Source organism: Duganella kummerowiae, from assembly GCF_053572355.1.
Window position 1 is genome coordinate 378,966 of record NZ_JBKFEH010000009.1, and the last position, 20,229, is coordinate 399,194.

Genomic DNA, 20,229 nt, shown 5'->3' on the forward strand with positions numbered 1-20,229 from the left:
GCGGGAGCGACGCAACTGGCCCTCACCGGCTTTAGGAGTACGACATGAGTGAATTTCGTATCAATGGCGAGCGCCTGTGGGCCTCGCTGATGGAACTGGCGCAGATAGGCGCCACCGAGAAGGGCGGCGTCAAGCGCCTGGCCCTGACCGACCTCGACAAGCAGGGCCGCGACCTGGTGGTCGGCTGGGGCCGGGAAGCCGGCATGTCCATCACCATAGACCAGATCGGCAACGTCTTCATGCGCCGCGACGGGACCAACAACGCGCTGCCGCCCGTGATGACGGGCAGCCATATCGACACCCAGCCCACCGGCGGCAAGTTCGATGGCAACTATGGCGTGCTGGCCGGGCTGGAAGTGGTGCGCACCCTGAACGACTTGAAGATCAAGACCGAGGCCCCGATCGAAGTCGCGTTCTGGACCAACGAGGAAGGCTCGCGCTTCGTGCCGGTGATGATGGGTTCGGGCGTGTTCTGCGGCGCCTTCAGCCTGGAGACGGCGTATGCGGCGCGCGACGTCGACGGCAAGAGCGTGGGCGAGGAACTGGAGCGCATAGGCTACAAGGGTACCCAGGTGCCGGGCGACCATCCGATAGGCGCCTACTTCGAAACCCATATCGAGCAAGGCCCGGTGCTGGAGGATGCGGACAAGGTGATCGGCGTGGTGCCGGCCGTGATGGGCTTGTCGTGGTACGACTGCACCGTGACCGGCATGGAGGCGCACGCCGGCCCTACGCCCATGCATCTGCGCAAGGATGCGCTGCAGGTGGCCACCACCATCATGCAGGAAGTGGTGGCCATCGCCAACCGCTATCCGCCGTATGGTCGCGGCACGGTGGGCATGGTGCAGGTCTTCCCCAACAGCCGCAACGTGATACCGGGCCAGGTCAAGTTCAGCATCGACCTGCGCAACGTGAACGACGAGCTGCTCAACACGATGCACGAGGAATTGCTGGCCTACCTCGATGGCGTGCGCGCGTCCAGCGGCTTGAAGGTCGAGCTGGAGCGGGTGTCCTACTATCCGCCATGCCCCTTCCATCCGGAGTGCGTGGATGCGGTGCGCAGCGCCACGGCCAAGCTGGGCTACAGCACCATGGACGTGGTATCCGGCGCCGGCCATGACGCCATTTACGCGGCCCGCCTGGCTCCGGCAGGCATGATCTTCGTGCCCTGCAAGGATGGCATCAGCCACAACGAAATCGAGGACGCCAAGTCCGAGCACCTGGAAGCCGGCTGCAACGTGCTGCTGCACGCCATGCTGGAGTGCGCCAGGGTGGTGTGATCCGCCAGTTCGTATTCTGTACCGCAAAAACTGCTGTCTGTCGCACAATAGTATCTTTTGAGCAAGCTGATCTGTATAGTCCAAGGATGGTGCGATCCGCGCCGCCCTTTTCGACTTGGACCAGGAGAATGGCTTTATGCTATCGATCAAGCAGCTCAACAAGACCTACGCCAACGGCGTCAAGGCCATCAACAATGTCAGCCTGGAGATCCCCAACGGGATGTTCGGCCTGCTTGGCCCCAACGGCGCCGGCAAGTCCTCGCTGATGCGCACCATCGCCACGCTGCAGGATCCCGATAGCGGCAGCATCCATTTCAACGGCACCGACGTCCTGCAGGACAAGGCCGCGCTGCGCCGCCAGCTCGGCTACCTGCCGCAGGATTTCGGCGTCTATCCCAAGGTCAGCGCGGAAAAGCTGCTCAACCACTTCGCCGTGCTCAAAGGCTTGACCAACAAGGGCGAGCGCAAGGAGGCGGTTGAGGCGCTGCTGCAGCAAACCAACCTGTGGGAAGCCCGCAAGCGCGGCCTGGGCACCTATTCGGGCGGCATGCGCCAGCGCTTCGGCATCGCCCAGGCCCTGCTGGGCGCGCCCCGGCTGGTGATCGTCGACGAACCGACCGCCGGCCTCGATCCCGATGAACGCAACCGCTTCCTCAACCTGCTGGCCAAGATAGGCGAGCAGGTGGTGGTGATACTGTCCACCCACATCGTGGAAGACGTCACCGACCTGTGTCCGCGCATGGCCATGATCGTCAAGGGCCAGGTGCTGGCGCAGGGCGAGCCGCAGGCCGCCATCGACCAGCTGCGCGGCAAGGTCTGGCGTCGCAGCGTCAGCGCCGAGTCCCTGCCTGAATACCAGGAACGCTACACGGTGCTGGACACGCGCCTGGTGGGCGGCAAGCCCACCATCAACGTCTTTGCCGACAGCCAGCCCGACGACGGCTTCCTGCGCGTCGAGCCGGACCTGGAGCACGTCTATTTCCTCCAGCTGCGCAACGCCGCGCGCGCTGCGGCTTGAGGAGCGGCCATGTGGCGTGAATTCTTCAAGTTCGACCTCGACTACCAGCTGCGCCAGCCCCTGTTGTGGGTGGGCGGCCTGCTGATGGCTTTACTGGCCTTTGGCGCCACCACCAGCGATGCGATCCAGGTGGGCGGCGCAATCGGCAACGTCAACCGCAACGCGCCGGTGGTGGTGGCCCAGCTGCTGGGCACCTTCTGCGTGATGTCCATGCTGCTGGTGACGGTGTTCATTGCCGGCACCGTGCTGCGCGACACGGAAGTCGGCATCTCCGACATGCTGTTCGCCACGCCCATGCGCAAATGGGACTACCTGCTGGGCCGCTTCGCGGCCGGCCTGGTGGCCTGCCTGTTCATCTTCGTGCTGATCTCGATCGGCATGATGATAGGCCCGCTGATGCCCTGGGTTGATCCGGCCCGCGTCGGTCCGTTCTCCCTGCACGATTACCTGTGGGGCTTCTGCGTGTTCGTGATCCCCAACCTGCTGTTCATCGGCGGCCTGCTGATGCTGCTGGCAGCCACCTCGCGTTCCATTATGCTGGTGTACGTGGGCGTGATCGGCTTCTTCATCCTGTGGGCGGTGGCCGGCACCTTCACGCGCGACATCGGCAATGAATGGATCGCGGTGCTGATCGATCCCTTCGGCATCCGCGCCTTTGCCCGCATGGTGCGCTACTTCTCGGCCGCCGAGCAGAATGCCGGCCTGCCGCCGCTGAACGGCTACCTGCTGGCCAACCGCGCACTGTGGTCCGGCCTGGGCCTGCTGATGTTCGTCGCCACCGTGGCGTTGTTCAAGCCGCAGCGCGTGGGCACCGGCCGCCGCCTGTTCGGCAAGGCCAAGGCTGCAGCCAAGGATGCGGCGCCGGCCCGGCCGGCGCCGCTGCAGCTGCCGCGCGTGGAGCCGCGCTTCGGCGCCGCCACCGCCTGGGCCCAGTGCTGGCAGGTGCTGCGCTTCGACGCCGGCATGGTATTCCGCAGCATCCCCTTCCTCGTCATGCTGTTGTTCGGCGTGGTCAACCTGGTCGGCAGCGCCAGCCAGGGCGGCTCCATCTTCGGCACCAAGGTCTATCCGGTCACGCGCGAGATGCTGGAAGCGCTGCAGAACAGTTTCAACTTCATGCTGGTCATCATCGTCACCTTCTACGCCGGTGAGCTGATCTTCAAGGAACGCCAGGTCAAGATCGCCGACGTCAGCGACGCCATGCCGGCCCCGGACTGGGTGCCTCTGGTGGCCAAGTGCCTGGCCCTGGTGGGTGTGGTGCTGGGCTTCATGCTGACCGGCGCCGTGGCCGCCATGTGCTTCCAGCTGGTCAAGGGCGGGGTGGCGCTGGAGCCGCTGCTGTACCTGAAGGGCATCCTGCTGGGGGCAGTGCCGTTCGTGCTGATGGGCTTGCTGGCGCTGGCCATCCAGGTCTATACCAACAACAAGTTCATCGGCTACTTCCTGATGATTGTCATGCTGCTGTCGCAGGTGGTACTGGGCGTGCTGCACTTCGACCACAACCTGTACAGCTACGCCGGGCTGCCAGCCATTCCGTATTCGGACATGAACGGCTACGGCCACTTCCTCAAGGGCTGGTCCTGGTTCGCGCTGTACTGGACCCTGTTCGCGGTGGCGCTGCTCATGGTGGCCCAGGCCCTGTGGGTGCGTGGCCTGGCGCAGCCCTGGCGCGCCCGCCTGCGCACGGCGCGCCAGCGCCTGTCCGGCGGCGCCGGCGCTGCGCTGGCCGTGGTGGTGCTGGCCTGGGCCGGGTGCGGCGCCTGGATCTACTACAACACCAATGTGCTGAACGAGTACATCGCGTCGGATGCCGCCATGGACCGCCAGGCGCGCTACGAAAAGCTGTACCGCCGCTACATCGACCTGCCGCAGCCCAAGATCACCGCGGTGCGCGCCGACGTCGACATCTATCCCGAACAGCGCCGGGTCAGCATCCGTGGCCACTACGACCTGCAGAACAAGACGGCCGCGCCGCTGGACACCCTGCGCATCCAGCTCAACCGCGATATCGATACGACGTGGAGCAATTTGCCGCCGCACCAGGTCACGCTGGACGACAAGGAGGCCGGTTTCAGCATCCTGAAGCTGGCGCAGCCGCTGGCGCCCGGCGCCACCCTGGCGCTGGACTTCGTGGTGGACGTGCGCCATCCCGGCTTCACCAATTCCGGGCGGCCGGATACGGTCAACCTGAACGGCACCTTCTTCAACAATGCCGAGTTCTTCCCCAGCTTCGGCTACAACGAGGGCGCCGAGCTGCATGACCGCAACGAGCGCCGCAAGCGCGGCCTGGGCGAGCCGCACCGCGTGGACAAGCTGGAAAACAAGGCTGCCTACGCCAACAACGTGTTCGGCAGCTCGGCCGACTGGATCGATTTCGAGACCACCGTGTCGACCAGCGCCGGCCAGACCGCGATCGCCCCCGGCTACCTGCAGAAAACCTGGGAACAGGATGGCCGCCGCTACTTCCATTACAAGATGGACCGCCCCATGATGCCGTTCTTCGCCTACCTGTCGGCAAACTGGGACGTGCGCAAGGGCGACTGGCACGGCATCCCCATCGAGGTCTATTACGATCACAAGCACGCCTACAACGTGGACAAGATGATCTCCTCGGCGCAGAAGTCGCTCGACTATTTCAGCAGCCAGTTCACGCCCTACCAGCACCGCCAGGCCCGCATCCTGGAGTTCCCCAGCTACGCCAGCTTCGCGCAGTCGTTTGCCAACACGATTCCGTATTCAGAATCGATAGGCTTCATTGCCGACCTGCGCGACAAGGACGATCTCGATTACGTGTTCTACGTGACCGCGCACGAGATGGCGCACCAGTGGTGGGGCCACCAGGTGGTGGGCGCCAAGGTGCAGGGCGCCACCATGCTGATTGAATCGCTGGCCCAGTATTCCGCCATGATGGTGATGGAGAAGGAGTACGGACGCGGCAAGCTGCGCCGCTACCTGCGCTATGAGCTGGACCGCTACCTGCGCGACCGCGGCTCGGAACTGATCGAGGAGCAGCCCCTGTTCCGCGTCGAGAACCAGCAGTACATCCACTACCGCAAGGGCAGCCTGGTGTTCTACCGCCTGCGCGACGAGATCGGCGAGGACGCATTGAACCGCGCCCTCAAGCGCTTCCTGCAGGACAAGGGCTACCAGCAGCCGCCATACACCACCTCGCGCGAACTGCTGGACTACATCCGCGCCGAGGCGCCGGCCGATAAACAGTCCCTGATCACCGACCTGTTCGAGAAGATCGTGTTCTACGATAACCGCGTCACCGAAGCCAAGGCGGTCAAGCGCCCGGATGGACAGTGGGATGTGACCATGAAGCTGCACCTGGCGAAAATGGAGGCCGACGGCAAGGGCAAGGAAAGCCCGCGCGCCTACGACGAGCCGGTGGAAATCGGCATCTTCGCGCGTGCGCCCGGCGCCAGGGAAGCCGACGAGCGCGTGCTGTACAACAAGAAGCGTCTGCTGCAGGGCGCCGATCCCGTGGTCACGGTGACTGTCAAGGAAAAACCCTTTGAAGTCGGGGTGGACCCGTACAACAAGCTGATCGACCGCGTCTCGCGCGACAACCGCAAGGAAGTCAGCGTGGACTGATGTGTTTTTGCAGCAGCGCCCCGTACCGGAGCGCTGCCGCCGCCGGATTTGCATTATCCTAGCCTGTGCATCGCCATCGACAGGCTATCATCATGCAAACGATACCGGAACGGCCGCCGTCTGACGCGCGTCTGGCGGCGGCGCTGGAAAGCATATCGGACGCCGTCATCCTGCTGGACCGCGACTGGCGCCTGACGTACCTGAACGCCGAGGCCGAGCGTCTGGCCAAGGTGCTGCGCGCCGATGTGCTGGGGCGCAGCATGTGGGAGGTGTTCCCGGAAGCGGTGGACACCACCTACTACCGCGCCTACCGGCAGGCGATGGACACCGGCATCCCGGTCGCGTTCGAGGAGCATTACGCGCCGCTCGACCTGTGGACCGAGATCCGCGCCTATCCCTCCGAGCAGGGGCTGGCGATCTACTTCCGCGATATCGGCCGGCGCAAGGCCAGCGAGGCCGAGATCCACAGCCTGGCCTTCTACGACACCCTGACCGGCCTGCCCAACCGCCAGCTGCTGCTGGACCGCATCGCCCACGCCATCGTGGTCAGCGGGCGCAGTGGCCATCCGGGCGCGCTGTTGTTCATCGACCTGGACAACTTCAAGAGCATCAACGACACCCTGGGCCATGACCAGGGCGACACCCTGCTGCGCGACGCCGCCGCGCGCATGGCCGGCGCGGTGCGCGCCAGCGACACGGTGGCGCGCTTCGGCGGCGACGAATTCGTCGTGCTGCTGGAGGACGCGGGCCAGGGCGAGGCCGAGGTGGCGGCCGTGGCGCAGGAAGTGGCGCGCAAGGTGCTGCTGGCCTTCGAGGCGCCGTTCATGATAGCGGGCGGCCTGCAGCACACCACCCCCAGCATGGGCGTGGCCCTGTTCGACGGCGCCGCCAGCGCCGACGATACCTTGCGCCGCGCCGACCTGGCCATGTACCAGGCCAAGGCAGCCGGCCGCAACAACGCGGTGTTCTACGATACGCAAATGCAGGCCCGGGTCAGCGCGCGGGTCGGGCTGGAGTCGGACCTGCGGCGCGCCCTGGCGCAGGACGAGTTCGAGCTGCACTACCAGCCCCAGGCCGCCATCGATGGCCGGCTGCTGGGCGTGGAGGCGCTGCTGCGCTGGCGCCATCCGGTACGCGGGCTGGTAGCGCAAACACAGTTCATCCCCATTGCCGAAGAAATGGGCTTGATCGTGCCGATCGGGCGCTGGGTGCTGCAGCGCGCCTGCCGCCAGCTGGCCGTGTGGGGCAGTGACCCGCGCACCAGCGCGCTGCGCATGTCGGTCAACATCAGCGCGCCGCAGTTCCACCGCCCCGATTTCGTCGAGCAGGTATTGCAGGTCCTGGCCGAGACCGGAGCGCCGCCGCAGCAGCTGGTGCTGGAAGTCACGGAAAGCATGCTGCTCAACGATATCGAAGGCGTCATCGCCAGGATGCGCCGCCTCAAGGAGGCCGGCGTGTGCTTCGCGCTGGACGATTTCGGCACCGGCTATTCCTCGCTGTCCTATCTGCACCGGCTGCCGCTGGACCAGATCAAGATCGACAAGTCCTTCATCTGGAACGCCTTCAACGAGGTGCATGGCAGCGCCATCGTGCGCATCATCGTGGCGCTGGGGCGGGCGCTGAAGATGTCGGTGATGGCCGAGGGCGTGGAGACGGCGCGCCAGCTGTCGCTGGTGCTGGCCGAGGGCTGCCAGTCCTACCAGGGTTTTTTGTACAGCAAGCCGCTGCAGGAAGGGGAGCTGGCTGGTTTCATCGCCGCGCGCTGATGGTATGCTGTGCCCATGCACACTGCCCAGGACCTCTACATCGCAGCCAACCGCCTGCTGGCCGCCGGCGACAGCGCCGGCGCCGAGCGCCTGTTCCTGCACGCGCTGGCCCTGCAGCCCGATCATCCGGCCGCGCGCGCCAACCTGGGCTACCTGAAGGAGCAGAGCGGCGCGCTGGACGAGGCCGAGCGCCACTACCGCGCCGCCCTGGAACTGCTGCCCGAGCACGCCCAGTTGCTGCGCAACCTGGGCGCGCTGCTGCTGCGCCGCAAGCAGCTGGCCGAGGCCGAGCAGCTGGCGCGCATGGCGCTGCGGCTGGAGCCGGAATCGGCCGGCGGCTGGAGCCAGCTGGGCGCCATCCTGGCCAGCGCGCAGCGCGAAGAGGAAGCCGAGGATTGTTACCGCCGCGCGCTGGCGTTGGCGCCGCACCATCCACTGGCGCGCTTCAACTACAGCTATCTGCTGCTGCGCCAGGGCCGCTGGGAAGCCGGCTGGCCCCTGCTGGAGGCGCGCTGGGAATTCGACCGCTATCCGGACCTGTTCCGCGCCCCGCACTGGCAGGGCGAGCCGCTGCAGGGCAGGGCGGTGGCGATCGGCCTGGAAGCGGGGCTGGGCGACATGATCCAGTTCTGCCGCTATGCCGCCCTGCTCAAGGAGCGCGGCGCGGCGCGCGTGGGCCTGGTCTGCCATCCGGCCCTGGCGCGCCTGTTCGCCACCTTGCCCGGCGTGGACGAGGTGCATCCCTACGACGGTCCCGTGCCGGCCGAGGGCTGGGATGTCCAGGTACGGCCCATGCAACTGCCCGGCCTGTTCGGCACCACGCCGGACACGGTGCCGGCCCCGGTGCCGTATTTGTCGGCCGACGCGTCCTGCGCGGCGCGCTGGCGCGAGCTGCTGTGCCAGGAGCTGGGCGGCGGCCTGAAGGTGGGCCTGGCCTGGCGCGGCAATCCCGATTTCCAGAACGATGCCGACCGTTCGCTGCCCTCGCTGTCCACCCTGGCGCCGCTGGCCGCCATTCCCGGCGTGGACTACGTCAGCCTGCAAAAGGGCGCCGGTGAACACGATCCAGCGCCGGACGGCATGGCGCTGTACCGTCCCGGCGGGCGCCTGCGCGACCTGGCCGACACCGCCGCGCTGCTGGTGAACCTGGACCTGGTGATCAGCGTGGATACGGCCGTGGCCCACCTGGCCGGCGCGCTGGGCAAGCCGTGCTGGCTGCTGCTGCCCGACTACCGCTGCGACTGGCGCTGGCTCAAGCAGCGCGGCGACACGCCCTGGTATCCGCACACCCGTTTGTTCCGCCAGCAGGACGGCGACTGGCGTTCCGCGCTGGCCGCCGTGGCGCAGGCCTTGTCGGCTATTTGCCCAGCGACCTGGCCGCCGCGCTGACCTGTTCGCGCAGCCACTTGTGCTCGGGCGCCTGGTGCACGCGCTCGTGCCACAGCTGGTAGAAGCGCATGGGGGGAAACTTCACCGGCACGTTGTAGATCTTGAGCGGCATGTGGCGCTCGTAATAGCGCAGGAACTGGCGGCCGGTGGTCAGCACCAGGTCGGTCTGGGTCAGCATGTAGGGGATCAGGCCGAAATAGGCCGACTCCACCGCCACGTTGCGCTGCAAGTTCTGCTTTTCCAGGAAGTCGTCGATCACGCCGAAGTAGCCGGGCAGGATCTGGGCCGGCGCCACGTGCGGCAGCGCCAGGTAGTCGGTCAGGGTCATCTCGTCCGGCGCGGTGCGCATGGCGTAGGGACTGTCGGCGCGCATGGCGCAGATGATGGGGTCCTCGAACAGCTTGGACATGTGCAGGTGCTCGGGCGGCTCGTCCCAGTTGGCGATCACCAGGTCCATGTCGCCGTCCGACAGCAGGCGCACGTAATCGACCGCCGGTCCCAGGCTGTGGATGCGGATGCGGCTGTTGGGCGAACCGCGCCGCAGCAGCGCCACCAGGTTGGGCAGGAACTGGCTGTCCAGGTAATCCGGGGCCGCGATGTGGAAGGTGCGCGCTTCTTCCTGTGGCACGAACGGACTCTTTTTGAGGAACAGGCTCTCGGTCTCGTCCAGGATGCGCTTGGCCGGCGCCAGCAGGCTTTCGCCATGCTGGGTCGGCACCATGCCGCGCGCGCCGCGCACCAGCAGCGGGTCGCCGGTCAGTTCGCGCAGCTTGCGCAGGGAAGCCGAGATGGAAGGCTGGGGCTGGTTGAGCTTGAGCGCCACCCGCGAGACGTTCTTCTCCACCAGCAGCAGGTAGAGAATGCGGATCAGATGGAGGTCCAGGTGTTGCGGCAGGGCGGCCATGGATAGTTACAGGCAAAATTGATATACGTTATTGTATATGTTCCATATACCATGGTGTTCATGACGCACTGCACACCAGCGTTTATCGTATGTAAATTCGCCACAATCTCACCCACCAGGACGACATGGACGTATTTGCCTATCTGCTCCCCTATGGCCTCGAATGGCTGAACCTGATCGTGCGCTGGCTGCACATCATTACCGGCATCGCCTGGATAGGCGCTTCGTTCTACTTCGTCTGGCTGGACAATTCCATCCGCCCGCCGGCGCCCGGCTCCGAGCTGGCCAAAAAGGGTGTGTCGGGCGAGCTGTGGGCCGTGCATGGCGGCGGCTTCTACAACCCGCAAAAATACCTGGTGGCGCCGGCCGAACTGCCCAAGGAACTGCACTGGTTCAAATGGGAAGCGTATTCGACCTGGCTGTCCGGCTTTGCGCTGCTCACCATCGCCTACTACTTCAATGCCCAGGCCATGATGGTGGATAAATCCGTGGCGGATCTCTCCACCTGGCAGGCGGTCGGCATCGGCCTCGGCACCCTGGTGGTGGGATGGACCGTGTACGACCTGCTGTGCCGCTCGCCGCTGGGCAAGCACGACCTGTGGTTCGGCATCGTGATCTTCCTGCTGATCGTGGCGGCGGCCTATGGCCTGACCCATGTGCTGAGCGGACGCGCGGCCTACATCCACGTGGGCGCCCTGATCGGCACCATCATGGTCGGCAATGTGCTGATGCTGATCATCCCGGGCCAGCGCAAGATGGTGGACGCCATGTCGGCCGGCGGCCTGCCCGATCCCATCCACGGCCAGAAAGCCAAGCAGCGCAGTGTGCACAACAACTACTTCACGCTGCCGGTGCTGTTCATCATGATCAGCAACCACTACGCCATGACCTACCGTAACGAGCATGCCTGGCTGGTGCTGGCCATGATCATGGCGGCCGGGGTCTTCATCCGCCACTTCTTCAACCTGCGCCACAAGGGCAGGGTGGAATGGCGCTATCCGGCCATCGGCGTGGCCCTGCTGGCGGCCACGGCGGTGGCGATCGCGCCGCCGCGGCCTGCTGCAGCGGCGGCTGGGACTGGAGCTGCGGACAGCGCCGCCCAGTTCGCCCAGGTGCAGGGCGTGATCGCCCAGCGCTGCGCCAGCTGCCATTCGGCCCATCCGACCCAGGCCGGCTTCGCCACCGCGCCGTCCGGCATCACGTTTGATAACGCGGACCAGATCCACCAGAACGCGGAAAAGATCTACAAGCAGGCGGTCCAGCTGAAAGCCATGCCGCTGGCTAACCTCACCAACATGACCGATGCCGAACGGGCCCAGATCGCGGCCTGGTACGAGGCCGGCGCCAAATAAGGACAGACGATGAGCACTTCCAAGGAACAGCTGGCGGCCTGGATAGACGCCCACTTCGACGAGCAGGTGGCCTTCCTGCAGCAACTGCTGCGCACCCCCACCGACACCCCGCCCGGCAACAATGCCCCGCACGCGGAAATGGTGGCCGAGGCGGTGGCGGCCTACGGTTGGCAGGCCGAGCGCCACGCCGTGCCGGAGCAGGTGGTGCGCGACTACGGCATGGAGACCATCACCAACCTGATCGTGCGCCGTCCGTACGGCGCCGGCGGCCCGACCCTGGCCCTGAACGCGCACGGCGACGTGGTGCCGCCCGGTGACAACTGGACTTATCCGCCCTACGGCGGGGTGGTGCAGGATGGCTATATCTACGGCCGCGCCGCCGCCGTCTCCAAGTGCGACTTCTCGACCTACATCTTTGCCGTGCGCGCGCTGGAGGCGCTGGGCGCGCCGCTCAAGGGCGGACTGGAACTGCACTTCACCTACGACGAGGAATTCGGCGGCCTGCTGGGTCCCGGCTGGCTGCTGGAGCAGAACCTGACCAAACCTGACCTGGTGATCGCGGCCGGCTTCAGCTACGGCATCGTCACCGCGCACAACGCCTGTTTGCAGCTGGAGATCACGGTGCACGGCAAGTCCGGCCACGGCGCCATGCCGGAGACCGGCCACGACGCCCTGCAGGCGGCCACGCGCATCCTGAACGCCATCTACGGCCAGCTGTCGGAGCTGAAGAAGATCAAGTCCGGCGTGCCGGGCATAGACTCGCCGACCATGCTGGTGGGCCGCATCGACGGCGGCACCAACACCAATGTGGTGCCGGGCAAGGTGGTGCTGAAGATGGACCGCCGCATGATCCCGGAAGAAGATCCGGTGGCGGTGGAAGCCCAGGTGCGGGCTCTGATCGAGGCGGCGGTGGAGGGCGTGGAAGGCATCCACATCGAGATCAAGCGATTGCTGCTGTCGCACGCCCTGCGTCCGTTGCCGGGCGGCGCGCCGCTGGTGGCCAGCCTGCAGGCCAACGCGCTCACCTATCTCGGCGAGCAGATCCCGGCGCACGGCACCCCGCTGTACGCCGACGCCCGCCTGTACGGTGAGCGCGGCATCCCGGCCGTGCTGTACGGCGCCGGCCCGCGCACCGTGCCCGAATCGAATGCCAAAAAAGCCGATGAACGCCTGAAGCTGGACGACCTGCGCAAGGCCACCAAGGTGGTGGCCGCCACCCTGTACGACTTCCTCGCCGCCTGAGCGCTCCCGGACGCCGGGCTAGTGCTGCGCAGCCGGGCGCCGCAGCGCGGCGGCGTGCCGCCACAGCTCGGCCAGGATCTGCTCGTACACCTTGCTGTCCGGCCCCTCGATGGAGGTGTTGGTCAGCAGGATGACAGCCGTGTCGCGCGACAGGTCGGCCAGCATTTCGGCCCGCACCCCCGGATCGGAGCCGCCGTGGCCGATGCGGGTGACGTTGTACTTGGTGGACCAGAAGATGCCCGAGTTCTTTTGCGCCAGGTCGACGTTGTCCGGCTTGTTCCCGGTGGTGTACTGGAAGCGCAGCATCTCGGCGGTGGTGGCCGGGCTCAGGATGCGGGCGTTTCCGTATTGGCCGCCATCGAGCAGCGCGATGAACAGCCGCGCCAGGTCGGCCACCGAGGTGCGCACACCGCCGTCCGGATAGGTGGTCATGCCGTACAGGGGGATGGGAATCCGCAGCCCGGACTGGCCCACGTACAGGGCCGCGTGGGTCCCGGGTGGGATTTCGGCCAGGCTCCAGCCGGTGCGTGTCATGCCCAGCGGCTGGAAAATGCGGCGCCGCGCGTACTGGCCCAGCGGTTCGCCCACCGCCTGTTCGACGATGTAGCCCGCCAGGCCGGAGGCGATGTTGGAATACTCGCGGTGGGCGCCCGGCTTGAAGGGCAGGAAGTTGTCGCTGGCGTAGGTACGCCCGCCGGGAACCAGGTAGTCCTTCAGGAAGGCGCCCAGGCCCTGCGGCGCATCACCGCCCCAATGGTAGGTGGCGCGGTAGATCTCCCAGCGGTCCGTGATGCCGGAAGTGTGGGTGGCCAGCTGGCGCAGCGTGATCGGCAGCCCGGGGAAAGCCGGGTTCTCGACCCGGAACGGCAGGTAGGTGTTGATATCGGCGTCCAGCGACAGCTTGCCATCCTCGACCGCCTGCATCAGCGCCACGCCGGTGACGGTCTTGCTGATCGAGCCGATGTTCATCACGGTGTCCGGGGTGAAGGGCAGCTGGCGCTCCACATTGGCCAGGCCCCAGCCGTGGCTCCAGACCAGCTTGCGGTCCAGGATGATGGCGGCCGCGACGCCGGCCAGCCCGGCCGCCTCGGCCCGCTGCGCGACGGCTGTTTCGATATCGGCGGGCGCCGCCGCCAGCGCAGGCGGTCCTCCCAGCAGCGCGCCCAGCGCCAGTACCGCGCAAGCGAGGGATCGTGCAGCACGCATGGGATGTCCTTTTGAAAATGAGGGGGCGCCGGGCGGCGCCGTTGCGGCCACTTTACGGCAAACCGGCGGGCAAGTACAGCCGGCGCAGCAGGCGCGCACGGTGACGGCCTGTGCGGAAATGCCGCTGTTTTATCGTATGATGCAAGGGTTATTGTTTCGGGAAAAGCAAGTGCTTCGATCGGACCTGATCAGCTGCCATGAATGCGGCGTCCTGCACCGCCGGGTGCGGGTGCACCCGCGCCAGAAGGCGCGCTGCGTGCGCTGCGCCTCGGTGCTGTACCGTGGCGTCGCTTCCCATCCCGGGCAAATGGCCGCCATCGTGCTGGCCGCCCTGATCGCCTTCCTGATCGCCCAGGCCAGCCCCATCGTCGAGCTGGAGGTGAACGGCGCCACCTCCAGCGCCACCCTGTGGGGCGCCGTCGGCGTGCTGTGGCAGGAGCAGATGGAGGTGGTGGCTGCCATCGTGGTGCTGTTCACCATGGTCTGTCCGGCGCTGCAATTGGGCGCCCTGCTGTACGTGACGCTGGCGCTGCGCGCCGGCCAGGTGCCGCACGGATTGCATCGCCTGCTGCGCATGGTCAGCCAGGTGCGCCACTGGGGCATGACCGAGGTGCTGTTGATCGGCATCCTGATCACCATCATCAAGATGACCAGCATGGCGGCCGTGCTGGTGCAGCCCGGCCTGTTCGCCTTCGGCGCGCTGACCGTGCTGCTGGCGGTGGTCGCATCCTTCGACCCCAAGCTGCTGTGGCGCATGGCCGACCAGCTGATGCAGCCGCCGCCGCCGCCGCTGGCGCCCCTGAGCTACCGTTTGCTGACTACCGTGCCGACCCTGAGCTGCCACGCCTGCGGCCTGGTCAACCGCTGCCCGCCCGATCACGCCGCCGCGACGGGCTGGCGCAACAGCCTGCGCAATGCGCTGCCCGGCGCCGGCCGGCGCCTGTGCTGCGCGCGCTGCGGCAAGACCCTGCACCGCCGCCGCCCGGACAGCGTGGGCCGCACCTGGGCCCTGCTGCTGGCGGCCGCCATCCTGTACATCCCGGCCAACCTGCTGCCGGTGATGTACACCCAGTCCCTGTTCGGCCAGCAGGACGACACCATCATCTCCGGCGTGCTGTATTTCTGGGACAGCGGCTCGCCCGCGCTGGCCGCCATCATCTTCGTCGCCAGCATCATGGTGCCGGTGCTGAAACTGGCCGCGCTGTCGCTGCTGGCGCTGTCGGCGCAGCGGCGCGCGCGCTGGCTGCCGCTGCAGCGCACGGTGCTGTACCGCATGGTCGAACTCGTGGGCCGCTGGTCCATGCTGGACATTTTCGTCATCACCCTGACGGTGGCGCTGGTGCGCTTCCAGAGCATGGCCGTGATCACCGCCGGTCCCGGCGCGCTGGCCTTCTGCGCGGTGGTGGTGCTGACCATGCTCGCTTCACTGCAGTTCGATCCGCGCCTGATCTGGGATCCGCTGCCCCACCATGAGAAAGGATTACCGCATGTCTGACCTCAACGGCGACGACGCGCTGCCATCGCCCGTGCTGGACCGCCGCAGCCGCTGGCTGCCCTCGCTGGTGTGGCTGGTGCCGCTGCTGGCGGCCCTGATCGGCCTGGGCCTGGTGGCCAAGTCCTTCCTGGACCGTGGCCCCACCGTGGTGGTGAGCTTCCGCAGCGCCGACGGCCTGGAACCGGGCAAGACCCGTGTCAAGTTCAAGGACGTGGATATCGGCGTGGTGCGCACCATCACCCTGGCGCCGGATTTGTCCAAGGTGCTGGCCACCATCGACATGAGCAAGGAGGCGCGCCGCTTCACGGCCGCCGACACCCGCTTCTGGGTGGTGCGCCCGCGCGTGGGCGCGTCCGGCGTGTCCGGCCTGGGCACGCTGCTGTCCGGCGCCTACATCGGGGTGGACGCCGGCAAGTCGGAGGAGGTCAAGCGCGAGTTCACCGGCCTGGAGGAGGTGCCGGCCGTGGTGTCCGGCCAGCCGGGTCGCCAGTACACGCTGGAAGCGGCCAGCCTCGGTTCGCTCGATATCGGCTCGCCAGTATTCTTCCGCCGCATACAGGTCGGGCAGGTGGCCAGCTACGCGCTCGATCCCAAGGGTGGCGGGGTGACCCTGACCGTATTCATCAACGCACCCTATGACCAGTACGTGGGCGAGAATGCGCGCTGGTGGCATGCCAGCGGAGTCGACGTGCGGCTGGACTCCAGCGGCTTCAAGCTCAATACCCAGTCGCTGGCGGCGCTGCTGGTGGGCGGCATCGCCTTCGAGAGCCTGGACGGCCGCAAGCCGGACAAGCCGGCCCCGGCCGGCCACCAGTTCGCGCTGGCGGCCGACCAGGCCAGCGCCCTGCGCGAGCCGGACGGCGCGCCCATCACCACGGTGCTGTATTTCGACCAGTCGCTGCGCGGCCTGTCGGTGGGGGCGCCGGTGGACTTCCGCGGCATCGTGCTGGGCGAGGTGCGCTCGGTGGGCGTCGACTACGACCCGGTGAAAAAGAACTTCCGCATGCCGGTCACGGTGGACATGTACCCGGGCCGCCTGGGCCAGCGCTTCCAGCAAGCCATCGCAGCCGACAACGACCGCAACGCCGGGCCCATGGTGCTGGACCGCATGGTCAGCCGCGGCCTGCGCGGCCAGCTACGCACCGGCAACCTGCTGACCGGCCAGCTGTACATCGCGCTGGACTTCTTCCCGGCCGCGCCGCCGGCCAAGGTGGACATCAGCCAGTATCCGCTGGAGCTGCCGACCGTGCCCAACAGCCTGGACGAGCTGCAGACCCAGCTCTCCAGCATCGCCCGCAAGCTGGACAAGGTGCCGTTCGACGAAATCGGGATACAGCTGAAGGACACCCTGAAGAGCGCCGACGTGCTGCTGCGCCGCCTGGACAGCGAGGTGGTGCCGGAAATGCGCGGCACGCTCGATTCCGCCAGGCAGACCTTCGGCGCGGCCCGCATCGCGCTGGACAAGGACTCGCCGCTGCAGTCCGACCTGCGCGAGGCGCTGCAGCAGATGACGCTGACGCTGCAATCGCTGAACGCCCTGTCCGACTACCTGGAGCGCCATCCGGAATCGCTGATACGCGGCAAACTGAACAAACAAGACGAGGTGAAGAAAAAATGAGCGTTACCATTTTTCGCGCATCGCTGCTGGCCGGGCTGGCCGGGACGGTCCTGCTGGCCGGCTGCGCCAGCACCCCGCCCGAGCATTTTTACAGCCTGAGCACAGGCCTGCCGGCGCCTGCCGCCCCCTTGGCGGCGGCAGGCTACTACATCGAAGTCCCGCCCGTGACGGTGCCGCAGCAGGTGGCGCGCACCCAGCTGGTGGTGACCCTGGGCGACGGCCGGGTCGATTTGCTGGAGCAGGAGCGCTGGGCCGCGCCGCCGGCGGCCGAGCTGCGCCAGGCCTTGTCGCTGGCCCTGTCCGACAGCCTGGGCGTGATCGACGTGGCGCGCACCCCGGCGCCCGAGCAGGCGCCGGTGTACCGGGTCAGCATCAACATCCAGCGCTTCGAGTCCTCGCCCGGCCAGTACGCCTTGCTGGACGCGGTATGGAGCGTGCGCCTGGCCGGCGACGCCAAGGTGCTGGCCTGCCGCAGCGTCGCGCGCGAGACGGTGGGGCAGGGCTATGAAGCCCTGGTAGACGGCCACCGCCGCGCCGTCGCCAGGGCCGCCGCCGACATGGCGAAAGCCGTGCGCAGCCTTGCCGGCGGCGCTACCCCCTCCTGCTGACTTCCCCTGCGCGCGCTGCATCCTTGCCACAGGGCGCAGCGCGGCGCAATTCCCGAAGTGTATCAATGTTGTTTTCCGGTACTTATTGCGCGAATTTAGGAAAACGATTGACATGAAAAAGCCGGTTGGATAACCTTGTTTATCGCATATTCCCAAGCATCAACCTGAAGGGGTGGAAACGATTCTATAGTTAAACGTTTTACGGGACGTTATCAAATTAAAAAGAGGGGACAACCGTGTTACACAATTACCAGCAGCAACCCAAATTCCATCTGACGCCCATGGCCGCCGCGCTGGCCCTGGTGTTGTCCAGCCCGGCCCTGGCCCAGGAGGCCGCGCCGTCCGACCACCTGGAAACCGTGGTGGTGACCGCCAACAAGCGGGTCGAGAAACTGGAAAGCGTGCCGATGGCGATTTCCGTCATGAGCGAGCAGGAAATCCAGCGCACCAATATCCGCGAGATCGAGGACGTGGTGGCCATGATGCCGGCCCTGACCCTGAACTCCGGCACCACGGCCGCCAACAACGCCATCTTCATGCGCGGCATAGGCACGGTCTCGGTCGGCATCGGCGTCGAGTCCGACGTGGCCGTGATCATCGACGACATTCCCATTGCCACCCAGTTCCAGGCCTTCAAGGACCTGGCCGACGTGGCCCGCATCGAGGTCCTGAAAGGCCCGCAAAGCACGCTGTTCGGCAAGAGCGCAGTGGCCGGCGCCGTCAACATCGTCACCAAGCAGATTTCCGGCCCCATCAGCTACCGTGGCAGCACCTACTACACCAGCGACAACGAGTGGCGCCTGAACGCTTCGGCCGGCGGCCAGGTGGACGAGCATTTCGCCTTCCGCCTGTACGGCAGCAAGACCCGTTTGCCCGGCACCTTCCACAACCTGACCACCGGCACCGACGTCAACGGCTCGGGCGGCAAGACCTTCATGGCCAAGCTGCAGTGGAACCCGGTCGACAACGTGCAGGTGGACCTGACCCCTCGCTACAACTTCCAGGAAAACACCCGTGGCGTGACGGCCGTCAATGGCTTCTTCCTGCGCACCGGCTCGGCCGCGCTGGGCACCCAGGTCTCGACCCCGATAGGCTTGAATGGCGTCTACCTCAACGGCAATCCCAACCTGCCGGCCACCACGGTGCTGGCCGGGATAGACGTCAACGATCCGGGCAACCGCAACGTGCGGCGCGACTTTCCCACCGGCCTGATTTCCAGCGACCGCGGCGTCGGCCTGAAGGTATCGTGGACCCTGCCCAACAACGCCACCCTGATGTCCATCACCTCGTGGAGCAAGTACCTGGCCAACGATTTCCGCGACCAGGACTTCACCGACGTGCCCACCATCGCGGTGGCCGGCTCCACCATTCCGACCGTCGGCAATTACCAGTTCGGCACCTACGACATCCGCTCCAAGACCCAGGAAATCCGCTACGTGTCGCCGGACAGCGGCAACTTCAAGTACGTGGCCGGCCTGTGGGCGGCGCACAACGAGATCTACCGCCACTTCATCCGAGGCTATTGCGTGACGGCGGCCACCTGCACGGCCAACTCGCCGTCCAGCCCGACCAACTACTACACGGACATCTACAACACCAACAAGGCCGTGTTCGGCCAGGCTTCGTGGGAATTCATCCCGACCTGGACCCTGACGGCCGGCCTGCGCGTGAACGAGGAAATCTCGGGCTACCACTACAAGCGCAACTACCTGACCAACCAGCTGGACGAAGCCTCGTTCACCCCGGGCCCGGTGGGCGTGGACCAGTTCCAGAGCACCGGCAACACCGACCGCGCCACCACCGGCAAGGTCAGCATCCAGAAGCAGGTCACGCCGGACTGGATGGTCTACACCCAGGCCTCGACCGGCTACAAGGGCGAAGCGTATGACGTGACCTCGGGCCTGAAGGCGTCGGCCGCCTTCCCCGTGCGTCCGGAAACCAGCCAGAGCTTCGAGATCGGCACCAAGGCCAACCTGTTCAACAACCGGCTCTCGGTGGCGGCCACCGTGTTCAACTCGGACTTCTTCAACTACCAGCAGAACGTGACCTACGTGCTGCCCAACGATCCGACCATCTACAGCCAGCTCAATTCCATCCCGAACATCCGCACCCACGGCGTCGAGATCGACGTCAACGCCCTGGTGGCCAAGGACCTGACCGTCAACGCGGCCATGGCCCTGACCCTGCCGACCATCGAGAAATGGTCCAACGGCCCGTGCTACAGCGACCCGACCAATGTCGCCGTGGGCACCACCAAGTACGCCGCCAACGGCTCCATCGCCGGCCAGAACACAGCCTGCTTCCCGATCACGCCCGGCTCCACCACCGGGGTGCAGAACCTGGACCACAGCATTTTCCCGGGCACGCCCAAGATCAAGCTCAACATCGGCGCCAACTACGACTTCCTGATCCCGAACATGCCGCTCAAGGGCTTCGTCAACGTCAACGTGCGCTACCAGAGCAAGTACAACACCAACATCAACAACGACCCGAACTCGGTGAACGACCCGTACAGCATCACCGACCTGGGCTTCGGCGTGCGCGACACCAGGGACAAGTACAAGCTGAGCTTCCGCGTCAACAACCTGTTCGACCGTTTCTACATCCCGAACGCCAACGCCAGCGGCCCGTCCTCGTTCCGCAACGGCCCCACCTCGACCTCGCCCCAGGTCTCGGCCACCAGCTGGGTGCCGCCGCGCGACGTGTTCCGCTACTTCAGCGTCAAGCTCGATGTGAAGTACTGAGCGTGAGCTG

General features: G+C 66.4%; 13 protein-coding genes. 11 read left to right on the plus strand and 2 right to left on the minus strand.

Features of this window, described 5'->3' with window-relative positions; genetic code table 11:
* The first annotated feature begins 44 nt into the window (after positions 1 to 44).
* The 5 genes from ACLB1G_RS12790 (at position 45) to ACLB1G_RS12810 (ending at position 9,050) form a co-directional block, all read left to right on the plus strand.
* Entirely contained in the window at positions 45 to 1,280 is a 1,236-nt protein-coding gene (locus ACLB1G_RS12790) for a Zn-dependent hydrolase (protein WP_491627590.1), read from the plus strand.
* Positions 1,281 to 1,416: 136 nt separating this feature from the next.
* Positions 1,417 to 2,298 (plus strand): ABC transporter ATP-binding protein, encoded by an 882-nt coding sequence (locus tag ACLB1G_RS12795; RefSeq protein ID WP_491627591.1) that lies wholly within the window; start codon positions 1,417 to 1,419, stop codon positions 2,296 to 2,298.
* A gap of 9 nt (positions 2,299 to 2,307) precedes the next feature.
* Positions 2,308 to 5,895, plus strand: a complete 3,588-nt coding sequence (locus tag ACLB1G_RS12800; RefSeq protein ID WP_491627592.1) for a M1 family aminopeptidase — start codon at positions 2,308 to 2,310, stop codon at positions 5,893 to 5,895.
* Between the two features lie 92 nt (positions 5,896 to 5,987).
* The gene (locus ACLB1G_RS12805; RefSeq protein WP_491627593.1) at positions 5,988 to 7,661 is read left to right on the plus strand and encodes a putative bifunctional diguanylate cyclase/phosphodiesterase; all 1,674 of its coding nucleotides are present in this window, start codon (positions 5,988 to 5,990) and stop codon (positions 7,659 to 7,661) included.
* Between the two features lie 15 nt (positions 7,662 to 7,676).
* Positions 7,677 to 9,050: a tetratricopeptide repeat protein gene (locus tag ACLB1G_RS12810; protein ID WP_491627594.1), complete on the plus strand. Its 1,374-nt coding sequence runs from the start codon at positions 7,677 to 7,679 to the stop codon at positions 9,048 to 9,050.
* Here the strand turns inward: ACLB1G_RS12810 and ACLB1G_RS12815 are convergent.
* A complete protein-coding gene (locus tag ACLB1G_RS12815; protein ID WP_491627595.1) occupies positions 9,019 to 9,954 on the minus strand; it encodes a LysR substrate-binding domain-containing protein in 936 nt (311 codons plus the stop codon). The two genes, ACLB1G_RS12810 and ACLB1G_RS12815, sit on opposite strands and share 32 nt — an antisense overlap.
* A gap of 125 nt (positions 9,955 to 10,079) precedes the next feature.
* On the opposite strand from ACLB1G_RS12815, the gene ACLB1G_RS12820 reads away from it, so the two are divergent.
* On the plus strand, positions 10,080 to 11,306 hold the full coding sequence (locus tag ACLB1G_RS12820; protein ID WP_491627596.1) for a urate hydroxylase PuuD: 1,227 nt from the start codon (positions 10,080 to 10,082) through the stop codon (positions 11,304 to 11,306).
* A gap of 9 nt (positions 11,307 to 11,315) precedes the next feature.
* Positions 11,316 to 12,548 (plus strand): M20/M25/M40 family metallo-hydrolase, encoded by a 1,233-nt coding sequence (locus ACLB1G_RS12825; RefSeq protein WP_491627597.1) that lies wholly within the window; start codon positions 11,316 to 11,318, stop codon positions 12,546 to 12,548.
* Between the two features lie 18 nt (positions 12,549 to 12,566).
* On the opposite strand, the gene ACLB1G_RS12830 is transcribed toward ACLB1G_RS12825, so the two are convergent.
* Positions 12,567 to 13,754: a serine hydrolase domain-containing protein gene (locus ACLB1G_RS12830; protein WP_491627598.1), complete on the minus strand. Its 1,188-nt coding sequence runs from the start codon at positions 13,752 to 13,754 to the stop codon at positions 12,567 to 12,569.
* Between the two features lie 169 nt (positions 13,755 to 13,923).
* Here ACLB1G_RS12830 and ACLB1G_RS12835 point away from each other — a divergent pair, with 169 nt between their 5' ends.
* From ACLB1G_RS12835 to ACLB1G_RS12850, 4 genes are all read left to right on the plus strand, one after another.
* A complete protein-coding gene (locus tag ACLB1G_RS12835) occupies positions 13,924 to 15,249 on the plus strand; it encodes a paraquat-inducible protein A (protein ID WP_491627599.1) in 1,326 nt (441 codons plus the stop codon).
* Positions 15,242 to 16,867, plus strand: coding sequence for a PqiB family protein (locus ACLB1G_RS12840; protein ID WP_491627600.1), 1,626 nt, complete (start codon positions 15,242 to 15,244; stop codon positions 16,865 to 16,867). Before ACLB1G_RS12835 ends, ACLB1G_RS12840 begins: the two co-directional genes overlap by 8 nt.
* The gene (locus ACLB1G_RS12845; protein ID WP_491627601.1) at positions 16,864 to 17,475 is read left to right on the plus strand and encodes a PqiC family protein; all 612 of its coding nucleotides are present in this window, start codon (positions 16,864 to 16,866) and stop codon (positions 17,473 to 17,475) included. The genes ACLB1G_RS12840 and ACLB1G_RS12845 overlap by 4 nt, the downstream gene beginning before the upstream one ends.
* Positions 17,476 to 17,711: 236 nt before the next feature.
* Positions 17,712 to 20,219 carry a TonB-dependent receptor gene (locus ACLB1G_RS12850; RefSeq protein ID WP_491627602.1) on the plus strand — a complete coding sequence of 836 codons (2,508 nt, stop codon included), beginning with the start codon at positions 17,712 to 17,714 and terminating at the stop codon, positions 20,217 to 20,219.
* Positions 20,220 to 20,229 lie beyond the last annotated feature (10 nt).